The organism is Streptomyces sp. Edi4 (assembly GCF_040253615.1).
Classification (GTDB): domain Bacteria; phylum Actinomycetota; class Actinomycetes; order Streptomycetales; family Streptomycetaceae; genus Streptomyces.
This window is the reverse complement of the sequence record NZ_JBEJGY010000004.1, coordinates 906,054-918,418: the sequence shown is the minus strand read 5'-3', so window position 1 is coordinate 918,418 and position 12,365 is coordinate 906,054. Positions and strand designations below refer to the sequence as shown.

General features: G+C 72.3%; 9 protein-coding genes. 5 read left to right on the top strand and 4 right to left on the bottom strand.

Annotated elements, in window-relative coordinates; all coding sequences use genetic code 11:
* Positions 1 to 63: 63 nt before the first annotated feature.
* Entirely contained in the window at positions 64 to 327 is a 264-nt protein-coding gene (locus ABR738_RS06100; protein WP_388456764.1) for a DUF397 domain-containing protein, read from the top strand.
* 89 nt (positions 328 to 416) lie between these two features.
* On the opposite strand, the gene ABR738_RS06095 is transcribed toward ABR738_RS06100, so the two are convergent.
* Positions 417 to 1,478 carry an isoafricanol synthase gene (locus tag ABR738_RS06095; protein WP_350228943.1) on the bottom strand — a complete coding sequence of 354 codons (1,062 nt, stop codon included), beginning with the start codon at positions 1,476 to 1,478 and terminating at the stop codon, positions 417 to 419.
* Between the two features lie 288 nt (positions 1,479 to 1,766).
* Here ABR738_RS06095 and ABR738_RS06090 point away from each other — a divergent pair, with 288 nt between their 5' ends.
* From ABR738_RS06090 to ABR738_RS06080, 3 genes are all read left to right on the top strand, one after another.
* A complete protein-coding gene (locus ABR738_RS06090) occupies positions 1,767 to 4,685 on the top strand; it encodes an ATP-binding protein (RefSeq protein WP_350234440.1) in 2,919 nt (972 codons plus the stop codon).
* 178 nt (positions 4,686 to 4,863) lie between these two features.
* Positions 4,864 to 5,364 carry a hypothetical protein gene (locus ABR738_RS06085; RefSeq protein WP_350228942.1) on the top strand — a complete coding sequence of 167 codons (501 nt, stop codon included), beginning with the start codon at positions 4,864 to 4,866 and terminating at the stop codon, positions 5,362 to 5,364.
* Between the two features lie 274 nt (positions 5,365 to 5,638).
* Complete coding sequence (locus tag ABR738_RS06080; protein WP_350228941.1) at positions 5,639 to 6,967, top strand: N-acetylmuramoyl-L-alanine amidase; 1,329 nt, start codon at positions 5,639 to 5,641, stop codon at positions 6,965 to 6,967.
* A 70-nt stretch (positions 6,968 to 7,037) separates the two neighbouring features.
* Here ABR738_RS06080 and ABR738_RS06075 read toward each other — a convergent pair whose 3' ends face one another.
* Complete coding sequence (locus ABR738_RS06075) at positions 7,038 to 8,171, bottom strand: aminoglycoside phosphotransferase family protein (protein ID WP_350228940.1); 1,134 nt, start codon at positions 8,169 to 8,171, stop codon at positions 7,038 to 7,040.
* 230 nt (positions 8,172 to 8,401) lie between these two features.
* On the opposite strand from ABR738_RS06075, the gene ABR738_RS06070 reads away from it, so the two are divergent.
* Complete coding sequence (locus ABR738_RS06070) at positions 8,402 to 9,895, top strand: DNA-binding protein NsdB (RefSeq protein WP_350228939.1); 1,494 nt, start codon at positions 8,402 to 8,404, stop codon at positions 9,893 to 9,895.
* A 94-nt stretch (positions 9,896 to 9,989) separates the two neighbouring features.
* Here ABR738_RS06070 and ABR738_RS06065 read toward each other — a convergent pair whose 3' ends face one another.
* Positions 9,990 to 11,423, bottom strand: coding sequence for a PP2C family protein-serine/threonine phosphatase (locus tag ABR738_RS06065; RefSeq protein WP_350228938.1), 1,434 nt, complete (start codon positions 11,421 to 11,423; stop codon positions 9,990 to 9,992).
* 253 nt (positions 11,424 to 11,676) lie between these two features.
* A complete protein-coding gene (locus ABR738_RS06060; protein ID WP_350228937.1) occupies positions 11,677 to 12,306 on the bottom strand; it encodes a DUF1275 family protein in 630 nt (209 codons plus the stop codon).
* Between the last annotated feature and the right edge of the window lie 59 nt (positions 12,307 to 12,365).

Below are 12,365 nucleotides of genomic sequence, written 5' to 3'. Positions count from 1 at the left end.
TCCGCGGCGGCGGGTGCTCGCTAGTGTGGCCCCGGACGCGAAGAACCGGGGAGGAGCACACACGTGGCCGACACCACCACCCAGGACGCCCTGGGGAGCCTCGCGGGGCACACCCGTTCCGGCTGGGACAAGCCGGAGCTCGATCTCACCAAGGCCGAGTGGCAGTCGAGCAGTCAGGGGGCGGGGGACGTCCAGATCGCCTTCGTCGAGGGATACATCGCCCTGCGCAACAGCAGGAGCCCCGGCAGCTCGCCGCTGATTTTCGGCCCGGCGGAGTGGCGGGCCTTCGTGATCAACGCCAAGGACGGTGAGTTCGACCTCACATGAGGGCCGGCGCGCGCGGGCGGAGGGGTGTCGAGAGGTCCGATCCCCTCAACGCCCGCGCAGCGCAGGCCACTTGAGGCCGTCTCTCCGCCTCAGCCCTCGGCGGCCTGGTCCGGGAACAACTGGGCCCAGGGCCGCTGCCGGCCCTCGCTGACGGCGGCGATGCCCGCCTCTCCGTACCGCGCCGTCTCGAGCGACCAGGCCAGGTTGCCGCTCATCAGGGCCCGCATCCCGTCCACATAGTCGTCCACCTGCGCCCGCACCAGCGGGGGCAGCCCGGTTCTGGCCAGCTGGGCGCCGAGCTCGGCGGTGAGCTCCTGGAAGCGGGCCACCCGCTCGTTGGTCAGGGCCGCCACCCGCCGCAGTGCGTGCTCCACGGTGCACATCTCCTGCCGGAGCAGAATGATCACACTGTTGTTGACGTCGCCCGCCGCCAGCTCCTTGTCCACGGACACCATGTCGTTCACGAAGATCACCACATCGGCGGTGATCTCCCGCATCTTCGCCAGCGGCTCGCCCTCGTGCAGCTCCCTCGGCAGTGTGTAGCCGCCACAGCGCTCCACCAGGTCCAGACAGGGCTGCACGCCTATGGAGTCACGCCGGCCGCGCAGGAATCCCGGAAGCGACAGGGTGCCGTTGCGCGTCCGGTTCAGCGCCTCCCAGTGATACGCCGTCAGATACTCCCGCCAGTGCGCGCGGAAGCGGTCCTGCCACAGCAACGGCGCGCCCGCGGTCACCCGTTGCCACAGATCACGGAAGCTCGTCGCCAGCCGGTTCGTCGCCTCGCCCGGCACCGGCGGCTCGTCGCTCATGGTGCGCAGCACCGTGTCGATCTGGCGCAGGACGACATCGGGACGCTTGCCGAGCGGGCCGTCGAACTGGTCGTCGAAGACGAAGAACCAGGCGTTGAGATCGGTCGCGAGCGCCAGATGGGCGTCCGAGGCGTCCGGATAGAAGTACGCCATCAGCCGTTCCAGGCCCATCGCGTCATATTCGGCCGTCGCCTGCTCACCGGCCAGCATGCCGTACTCATGGAGCCAGTCGAGGGTGTGCCGCCGGGCGAGCCCGTGCCGGGGGTGCCGGCGGGCGGGAAAGGGTATGTCGACGAGCCCGGTCCGCGTCCGCGCCGACCGGACCTTGCCAGTGCTGGTCATGCGGCACCGCCTCCTTAGTACTCATACGTGATTCCCTGTGCCTTCCCCGCGCGTTTCCATCATCAACGGGCCGACTGCCGGGGTGAAGGCGTCTCGCGCCGGAGCCCGACAGCGCGCGGGGGGCGTACACGGCACGGCGTGGCCCCCTCCGGCCGTCCGATCCGAACATTCTCGGATCCAGCCAACTTAATGCGTCAAGCAGGAGACGGGAGTTGGATATTCATGTCACGGTACGTGTCCGGGGCGTAGGCTCGGTGTTACTGCCAGAAGGGGACCGCTGTGGCGGAGATGAGGGGCCGGGGCGGCGTACCGCACCGGACGCTCTTTGAGCGCGACGAAGAACTGATGCTGTTCGACACCATGTTGACCGACCTGTGCGGCCGCGCGGGCGAAGGGAGCGCGCCCAACGGCGGGCTGCTCGCCATCGCCGGTGCCGGCGGCCTGGGCAAGACGACACTGGTGGCCGAGATCCGCCGCAAGGCCGCGGCGCGCGGCTGCACCCTGCTGGCCGCGCGCGGCAGCGAGCTTGAGGAGAGCGTGGCCTTCCACGTCGTACGCCAGCTCGTGCAGCCGGTGCTCGCCGCGACGAGCGAGGACGAACACCGCGAGATACTGGGGAGTTGGTACGACATCGTCGCGCCGGCGGTGGGGCTGGTCGCGAGAGGCAGCGGCGTCGCACCCGACCCGCAGGGCGTCCGGGACGGCCTCGACTGGCTCATGACCCGGTTCGCCGTCAAGTATGCGCCCGTGGTGCTCGTCGTGGACGACGCGCACTGGGCGGACGAGGAGACGCTGGCCTGGCTGACCGCGTTCGCGCTGCGCGCCGGCGACCTGCCGCTCCTGATCGTCGTCGCCTACCGGCCCGAGGAACTGCCGCGCCACGCCGCCGAGTTCCGCCGCCTCGCCGCCCGGCACGGCTCGCGCCCGCTCGACCTGTCGCCGTTCACCCCGGCCGCCGTCGCCGACCTCGTGCGCGACGTCCTGGGCGGGGAGGCCGACGACCTGTTCGCCCGCGAATGCTGGACGCTGACCGCGGGCAACCCCTACGAGGCGGTCGAGCTCGTCGCCAGGATCCGCGACCGGGGCATCAAACCGCAGTACGCCAACGCGGGTGAACTGCGCGAACTGGCCTCCGCCGTGACCGGCACCGGCCTCATCGAACGCCTCGACCGGCTCGGCCCCTCCGCGGTCCGGCTCACCTGGGCCGTCGCCGTGCTCGGCACCGACGCCCGCAAGGACATGGCAGCCGGCGTCGCCGGACTCGGCGCCGAGGAGATGGCCGACGCCGTGGACCGGCTGCGCGAGGCCCGTATCCTCGCCGCCGCGCAGGACCACCCGGGCCGGCTCGACTTCTTCCACCCGCTCGTCGCCACCGCCGTCTACCGCTCCATCCCCTCGGCCATGCGCGTCGCGATGCACGGCCAGGCCGCCTTCGCGGTGAGCGAGGCCGGACTCGGCGCGACATCGGCTGCCCGGCACATCCTGGAGATGCACCCGGACAACGACCGGTGGGCCGTGCGCCAGCTGCGGGCCGCCGCCTCCGACTATCTGCGCGCCGGAGCCCCGGACGCGGCGAGGCGCTGCCTGGCCCGCGCCCTGCGCGAACCTCCCGCCCCGGAGGAGCGCGCCGAAGTCCTCTACGAACTGGGCTGCTCGGCGCTCCTGAACGAGCCCGCCACCACGGTCAACCACCTCAAGGCCGCCCTCGAGGAACCCGAACTCGCCCCGCGGCTGCGCGAGTCCGTCACCTACCGACTGGCCCAGGCACTCGCGCACACCGACCGCATGGCCGAGGCCGCGGCGGTCGTCGCAGCCGAGGCCAAGCACTCCACCAGCGCCCGCACCCGGCTGCGCATGCAGGCCGAGACGTTCCAGTGGAACGCCTTCCGCGCCGACGAGGAGGACTCACCGGCCCGCTCGCGCAGCCTGGCCCGGCTCGCCGACCACCTGACGAGCCGTGGCAAGGCCGAGCGCTACATCCTGGGCCTGCGCGCCTGGGACGCCATGGTGCGCGGCGAGCCCGCGGAGACCGCCCTGCGCTACGCCGAGGAGGCGCTGGAGGGCGGGCTGCCCTGGACCGACGACGACTGGGGCTTCGAGGTCCCCGTCCTGGTCGCGCTGACCTTCATGTACTGCGACCAGCCCGGGCGCGCGGACGAACTGTTCACCGAGGGCATCGCCGACTGCGAACGCAAGGGCTGGCGCGGCGCCCATCTGTCCCTGGGCCTGACGCTGCTCGGCTACATCAAGTTCCACCGGGGCCGGCTGGCCGAGGCCGAGAACCTGGTGCACAGCGGACTGCGGATCGCCGACCGCGTGGGGCATCAGATCCCCGCCCAGTGGTTCGCGATCGGCATCCTCATCGAGGTCCTGCTCGCCCGGGGCCGGGTCCAGGAGGCCCAGGACCTCTCCGACTCCTACAACTACGGCCAGGTCGTGCCCAACGCCGTGATCTATCCCGACTCCGAGACCGTCTACAGCGAGCTGCTGATCGCCCGGGGCCTGCGCACCGACGCCGAGGAACGGCTGCGGGCGGTGGGCCGCAGGCTCGACCCGCGCGGCATGCGCAACCCCATGTGGTGCCCGTGGCGGCCCCTGCTCGCCCAGACGATCGCCCACACCGACCCAGTCGAGGCGGCGGCCGTCGCGCAGGAAGGGGTGGAGATCGCCCGGCGCTTCGGCACACCGGGCGCCGTCGGCCGCGCCCTGCACGCGGCCGCCAAGGTCACCTCGGGAGCCGACAGCCTGGCCCTGATGGCCGAGGCCGTCCGTCAGCTCGAACGGTCCCCGGCCGCCTACGAGCTGGCGCAGGCCCTGGTCGACCACGGCGCGATGCTCAGCCGCGCAGGACTGCCCCAGGACGCGGCCGACCGTCTGATGCGCGGTCTGGAGAGCGCCGCGCTGTGCGGGGCCGACGCGCTGGCCGCACGGGCCCGCGAGGAACTGGCCGCGTCCGGGCTCCGTCCGCTCCAACTGCGCGCCATCGACTCCGACCTGCTGACGGCGCAGGAGAAGGCGGTGGCCGAGCGGGCGGCGCAGGGCTGGGAGAACCAGCGGATCGCGGAGGAGCTCGGCACCAAGGAGCGCACGGTGGAGCTGCTCCTGTCGGGCGCCTTCCGCAAGCTCGGCACCAACCGCGACGGCCTCGCGGGACTGCTCCCGCACCAGCCCCGTGGCTCCGGCAGCCGAGGAGTGCCCGGCCGCTGATCCGGCTCCCGGTGACCCCGGCTCCCCAGCCGTCCGGGCAGGGGAGCCGGGGTCTCGCGTGTGGCGGACGCAGCGGGCGCGCAGCCGCTCTGCCCGCTCGGCCAGGGGTGGGCGCCGACCCGCCCAGCGTGCCGGGCCCGGCTCCGCCGGATCGCCGGGGGCACGTACCATGGGCGGCATGTCCTTCCTCCGCCGCCGCAGCGCCGCCACCCCCGCCGGCCCGGACTTCGATGTCCTGGCCATGGACCCGGGGGACTGGCCCGGCAACCTGGGCGCCGGCCTGCTGCCCGCACCCGACGGCAGCTGTCAGGGCGTATTCCTGCGCTACGACCTGTTCGGCGGGCGCGGCCCCGCGATGATCATCGGCAACCTGCCGGAGGGCTCCCCGGCGCGCGAGATGGCCGAGGGACAGGTCCCCTTCGAGGTCGCCCAGCTCCTCGTGGCGCTGGAGAACGACGAGCCGATCGAGGTCGTGAGCACCGAGGACATGCCGGTGATGCAGGGCGACAACCTCCTCATCGTGCGCCGCCTCAAGCTCTCCGAGACGCGCATCTCGTGCGTGCAGTTCGACCGCAGCGACAACGTCCTCGTCACGATCGCCAGCTGGGACCGGCCGATCACCGACGACCTGTACGCCCTCCTGAAGCCGCTGCCCGCCGAGCTGTTCCAGCAGAGCTGAGCGGCACACCGGGCACTCTCGCCCCTCGGCCCGGCACCGTCCGTCCACGGTGCCGGGCCGTTCCGCGTCCGGGGCCCTGAACCGGGCGCGTACGGCCCCCATTGCGCGCCGCGCGCCACCAGCGGCTCACGGCCGCCGCCACCGGTCTGGTCCACTGACACAAGTCGCGTCCGGCGAAAGGTACTTGACGAGGCGTCATAGGGGGTCACACTGTGTCCCGCGCGGACCCACGCGCCGCGCAAGGCCCCGCACCTTTCGGCTGGAAGGGTTGTCCATGACGTCCAAGCAGAGGCTCACACGCGCGCTCGCGGCGGCGACGGCCGGCTTCCTCGGCCTCGCCCTCGCACCCGCCACCCCGGCCGCCGCGGCCACGCCACGCGCCGAGTGCCCCCGCGTCCTGAGATGCGACTGGGTCCCGGCCGCCTACCAGCAGACCGGAGACCCGGCGGACAAGGAGACGTACGGCAACTACGACGTCTCCGACCGGCCGGCCACCAACAAGATCAAGTACATCGTCCTGCACGACACCGAGGAGACCTACGCCACCACCCTCAAAATCTTCCAGGACCCCAAGCGGGCCGCGTCGGCGCACTACGTCGTGCGTTCGAGCGACGGCCATGTCACCCAGATGGTGAAGACCAAGGACGTCGCCTGGCAGGCCGGCAACTGGTACATCAACTCCGACTCCATCGGCATCGAGCAGGAGGGTTACGCCACGGAGGGCGCCACCTGGTTCACCCCCGCCATGTACCGCTCCACCGCCGCCCTCGTGCGCTACCTCGCCGCCAAGTACGACATCCCGCTCGACCGCCAGCACATCCTCGGCCACGACAATGTGCCGCCCACATCGGCCGGGGGCACCGCGGCCATGCACTGGGACCCGGGACCGTACTGGGACTGGAACCACTTCATGTCCCTGCTCGGCAGGCCCACCGAGCCCACGGCCCGCCCCGGCTCCTCCCTGGTCACCATCAACCCGGTGTTCAAGGACAACCTCCAGGCCCTGAGGGACTGCGAGAAGAACATCGACCTGCCAGCGGGGCCCAGCAGCGCGGTCCCGCTGTACACCCAACCCTCCACCGGCGCACCGCTGTTCGCCGACCCCGGCCTCCACCCGCCGGGCCAGAGCGGCACCACCTGCGCGAGCGACTGGGGCAGCAAGATCAGCGCCACCCAGCAGGCCGTGGTCGCCGAGCGGAAACCGGGGTGGACCGCGATCTGGTGGTACGGCCAGGAGGCGTGGTTCCAGACCCCCGCCGGCACCCGCGTCACCACCCCCACCGCCGGATACGTCGTCCGCCCCAAGGCGGGCCTGACCGATGTGCCGGTCTACGGAACCGCCTACCCGGCGGCCACCGACTACCCGGCCGACTTCACCGCGCCCCGGGTGAGCGCCCCGCTCGGCTACACCATCAAGGCCGGCCAGTCCTACCCCGGCGGCGGCCAGGCACCGGCGGGCTACTTCTACGCCCCCACCATCGACTCCTCCTACCCCTACGACCACACGTACTTCCCCGGCAGCACCCGTTATGTGACGGTGCAGATCGGCCACCGGATCGCGTTCGTCAAGGCATCCGACGTGGACGTCGTGCGGCTGCGGTAGGCGGGCGCACGACGGGCCGCGTGCCCGGTGCCGGGACACCGGGCACGCGGCCCGCCTTCTTTGCCCTTGCTCAGCGCGTGCCGACCGCCGCCCGCACGGCCCGCCGTGCCATCGCGCAGTCGTCGTGCAGCCGGCGCAACAGCAGCCGCTGCTGCTCGCCCGCGCTGAGCACACCCGGCGCGTGGTTCTGCGCCGCGCTCACCGGCGCCGCGTCCCGCATGGTGCGCTGCACGGCCGTCTCGTACGTCCGGATCTCCCGGGTCAGTACGAGCATCAAATTCACCAGGAAGGCGTCCCGCGCCGCGGGGCCCTGATCCTGCGCCGCCAGGCTGATCCTGCGCCGTTCGACCGGGGCGTCGCCCAGGATCGTCCACAGCGTCGCCAGGTCGTACCCGGGCAGGTACCACCCCGCGTGCTCCCAGTCGACCAGGACGGGACCGGCCGGTGACAGCAGGATGTTGGACAGCAGCGCGTCCCCGTGCGCGAACTGCCAGTCGACCCGGCCGGTGAGGGCAAGACCGTGCACCAGCTTCTGAAGGTCACTCAGGTCCCGGTCGGTGAACAGACCCAGCTCGTGGTAGCGGGAGATGCGGGACGCGTAGTCCAGTGGCCTGCCGAACATCTCGGCGGGCGGCCGCCAGGCGTTGAGGTGCCGGATCGCGCCGAGGACGGCCCTCACGTCGGCGCGCGGGGGGGCTTCGACGGGGTGGCGCGTCAACGCGGCGGCGCGGCCCGGCATCCGCTCGATGACCAAGGTGCAGTTGTCGGGATCGGCGGCGATCAGCCGGGGCACCCGCACCGGGGGGCGGTGCCGGACGAACGCGCGATATACCGCTATTTCGTGCCGGAACCGCTCGGCCCACGCGGGCGAATGGTCCAGTAAACACTTGGCGACCGCGGTGGCGCGCCCTGTCGTGCCGACGATCAGCACCGAGCGTCCGCTGTGCCGCAACACCTGCACCGCGTTGAACTCGGGACAGATGCGCTGCACCGAGGCGATCGCGATGCGCAGCTGGGACCCCTGGGGGCCCGACAGGTCGATTCTCCCGCTGAGCGGCTGGGGGCTCCCCGGCCGGCGGGGCGTGCGGCCGACGGCGTACGGCGACGGCGCGGCGTGGGACGGGTCGAGATACGGTCCGCCACCCGCTCCCAGAGGACGGTGCGGCCGGGGCGGCGTGGACACGGAGGACGATGCTGTGTACATGGGTGACAGATCCCTTCGTGTGCCGACAAGTCACGTGCGCCACCCGCCCCGGCGGCCGGGCCGCACCCTGGGGAATGAGGTCCGGCCCCGGGTCGGGATGGCGCTCTCATACCTGACACCCGGCCGCGGGTGGCACACCATCTGGCGTGCCCTGGCGAACCCTGGCGAATAGTCGCGCCGCACCTGACGGGGGCTTACTGTCAACTCAGCCGAGAACCTGGGGGCTTGACGTGAGCGGACAACCCAACACCCGTCTGAACGACCTGTTCGGCCTCGCCGGCTGGTCCAAGGGCGAACTCGCGCGGATGGTGAACCGGCAGGCGGCGGCCATGGGCCACCCCCAACTGTCCACCGACACCTCGCGGGTGCGGCGCTGGATCGACATGGGGGAGACCCCGCGCGATCCCGTGCCCAGGGTGCTGGCGGCGCTGTTCACCGAGCGGCTCGGCCGTGTCGTGACCATCGAGGACCTAGGGTTCGACCGGCACGGGCGCGCTGGAAAACGGAACGACGTCAGGAACAGCAAGAATCCGGACGGCGTTCCGTGGGCGCCCGAACGGACGGCGGCGGTCCTCACCGAATTCACGGGAATGGACCTCATGCTCAACCGACGCGGTCTTGTGGGGGCGGGCGCCGCGCTCGCCTCCGGCTCCGTACTCAGCAGCGCCATGCACGACTGGCTGCACACCGACCCCGTACTCTCGGCCGACGCTCCCCGTCTCCAGGACCCCCTGCACGCCGACCCCGCGGGGTTCGACCGTTATGAGGCGGCCCCCATCGGGTCGCAGGAGATCGACGCCCTGGAGCACTCGGTCGAAGTGTTCCGCGCCTGGGACGCCTCGCGTGGGGGCGGGCTCCAGCGCAAGGCGGTGGTCGGCCAGCTCAATGAGGTGGGCGGCATGCTCGCCTACCGCCACCCCGACCATCTCCAGCGGCGCCTGTGGGGCGTCGCAGCCAACCTGGCCGTCCTCGCGGGCTGGATGTCGCACGACATCGGCCTTGAGCCGACCGCGCAGAAGTACTTCGTCATCGCCGCCCACGCGGCCCGCGAGGGCGGCGACCGGCCCCGCGCGGGCGAAGCCCTCTCGCGTGCGGCCCGCCAGATGGTCCACCTGGGCCGCCCCGGCGAAGCCCTCGATCTGATGAAGCTCGCCAAGTCCGGTTCGGGCGAGGAGACCCTGCCGCGCACGCGCGCGATGCTGCACACCATCGAGGCGTGGGCGCAGGCGTCCATGGGGCGCGGCCAGGCCATGCGCCGTACCCTCGGCGAGGCGGAGGAGCTGTTCGTCTCCGACAAGGGCGATGTGCCGCCGCCCAGTTGGATGCAGATGTTCGACGAGGCGGATCTGCACGGCATGGAGGCGCTGGCCTTCCGTACCCTCGCCGAGCACGATCCGGCGGCGGCCACCATCGCGCAGCACCACGCCAAGCAGGCGCTCGAACTGCGGGTCGGGGGGCGTCAGCGCTCGAAGATCTTCGATTACATCTCGCTCGCCTCGGCCTGTTTCATCGCGGACGACCCCGAGCAGGCGGACCGCTATGCCCGCCTGGCTCTGGTGTCGATGGGCGAGACCTCCTCGCACCGCACCTGGGACCGGCTGCGTGAGATGTACCGGCTCACCGGTCAGTACGCGAGCCACGGCAAGATCCAGGACCTGCGGGAGGAGATCGCCCAGGCGATGCCCGCGGCTCCGTCGAAGCGCGGCCGCATCGCCGACATCTAGAAGGGGTTGTACGCGGATACGTACAACCCCGAAGAGCCGGCGCGAGTCGTCCCAATCCCCTTGTTTCGGCGGGTGGTTGGCCCTTGTCTGTGCGTCAGGATCCGATGCGGGCCACCAGCACACAGGCGTCGTCCGCGCGCTCGGGCTCGCCGAACTCCTCGACGATCATCCGCACGCAGTCCTGCGCCGTGCGGCCCCCGTCGAAGAGCGGCGCCAGTGCCAGCAGCCGGCCCTGGTGCGCCTCGTCGGATGCGCCCCGCCGGGTCAGGCCGTCGGTGCCGAGGACCAGCACGTCGCCCGCGCGCAGGGTGACCTCGGCCTGGCCGTAGGCCGCCCGGTGGGTGGCCCCGAGCAGGACGCCGTCCCGTGCGCCGAGCGGCCGTCCCGACCCGTCGCGGAACAGCAGCGGGGCGGGGTGGCCGGCCCCGGACCAGGAGAGCGTGCGCTTTTCGGGCTCATAACGGCAGCAGACCGCGCTGCCCAGAGCGGGCTGCACGGTCGTCTCCAGAAGGTGGTTGAGGTGGCCCATCAGGGCTGCGGGGCCGATGCCGGCGACGGCCATGCCGCGCAGCGCGCCGAGCAGCATCGCCATGGCGCCGGTCGCCGTCGCACCGCGTCCGGTGAGATCGCCGACGGTCAGTAAGGAGGCGCCGTCGGGCAGTTCGAGCGCGTCGTACCAACTGCCGCCGATGAGGGCGCTGGAGGCGGACGGCAGATAGTGCCCGGCGATGTCGAGTGCGCCGGGGGCGCCGTGCGGCAGTCGCAGGGAGCCGCGCCACGGCGGCAGGACCGCCTCGCGCAGCTCGACCGCGAGGCGGTGCTCGGTCCGGGCGATGTGGCGCTGGCGGCGCAGGCCCTCGCGGCTCTCGCGCACCGCGTGCTGGCCGCGCCGCAGCTCGCTCACATCACGCAGGACGGCCCACATCGAGGCGGTGCAGCCGTCGGCGTCGAGCACCGGCTCGCCCATCATGTGGAGCGTACGGATGTGCCCGTCGTTCCGGACGATGCGGAACTCCCCGTCGATCGGCCTGCCGTCCACCAGGGCGCCCGTCACCATCGAGGTGAGCAGGGCCTGGTCGTCGGCGAAGACCATGGCGGGCAGCTCGTCGAGCGACATCCCGCCGCTCTCGGGGGACCGCCCGAAGATCTCGAACAGCTCCTCGGACCAGTTCACGGCGTCGGTCAGCAGGTTCCACTCCGCGCTGCCGACCCGGCTGAGCGGGGCGGCGGGGGCGGGCTCGGGGCCGGACGCGTTCTCGACGGCGAGCGCCGCCGCGTCCTCCTCCTCGGCGGACAGGCCCTCACGCAGCTGGCCCAAGTGGGAGCCCAGATCGTCGAGTTGATGGACCGCCAGGTCGCACAGGGCGCGCTGCCAGCGGCCCTGCGGGTCGTCGTCGTCCACGAGCGCGTCCCGACGCACCGCGTCCACACCCCCGCGCAGTCTGCGGGTCTGCGTGATCAGTGCGTCGACCGTGCCCCGCTCGGGCGGTTGGGGAGCGGGACGGTCCGCGAACAGATGGGACGGCATGACGTTCTCCGATGCGGCCGCGGCAGAGCCTGGTCTGGGCGAAGTGGACCGGTAACGACTGTTGCACAGGCAGCGATGCCCCGTAAGGGATTTGGCAACACTCGATACGGTGGTGCTCGTGGCATATGTCAAAGGCGAGCCGGATCGCCAGCCGTGAGCCGGGTGTGGCGCTGAGCATATGCCCGGCGGGTGTCCGCGCCACAACTGGGCAGGTACCCAGGGCCAGTTGACCGTCCGGGCGCGCGGGCCGCGCTCACCGGCGGCCGAGGAGAACGTACGCCGCCGCGCAGAGGACGGCGCCCGTCGCGCCGGCCGCCGGGGCGCAACACCACACGATCAGGGACGTGGCCGCCGCCCCGAGCACGACCGCGACGAGCCGCCCCGCCGCCCACCGGTCGGCCCGCTCCGCCTCCCCCTGGCCGACGCGCCCCGCGAGCCCGGTGAACGTACCCGTGAAGTACGTGGTCGGAGTGGACCAGACGCGCGCCTGCACGCCCATCGCGAGGGCCGCCACGAACAGCAGCGCCATCTGGGAGCCGAGCGAACGCCCGAGCCCCAGCGCCCATCCGGCGGCGAGCAGTGCGAGCAGCGCGCTCTGGCCCGCGAGCAGCAGCCGGGCCGGCACCTGGGCGGAGACGACCGCAGCCCCGGCCGCGCCGAGCGCGTACCCGGTCAGTGCGGACAGGGCGCGGGGCACCACGTCGCGGTCCCCGGCGCCCACCGACGCGCCGACCAGGACGAGATTGCCGGTCATCACCCCGGCGAACACATTTCCCAGACAGAGGAAGGCGAACGCGTCCGTGGCCCCGGACGCCGCCGAGAGCACCAAAAGGAACCGCTCGTCGGCGCGGGCGGCGGAGGGGGTCGTGATCGCGGAGCTCATCGGGGCATTCTCGTCCCCGGCCGCCCGGGACGGCGCGCGAGGGCGGCGTGTCACGCCAC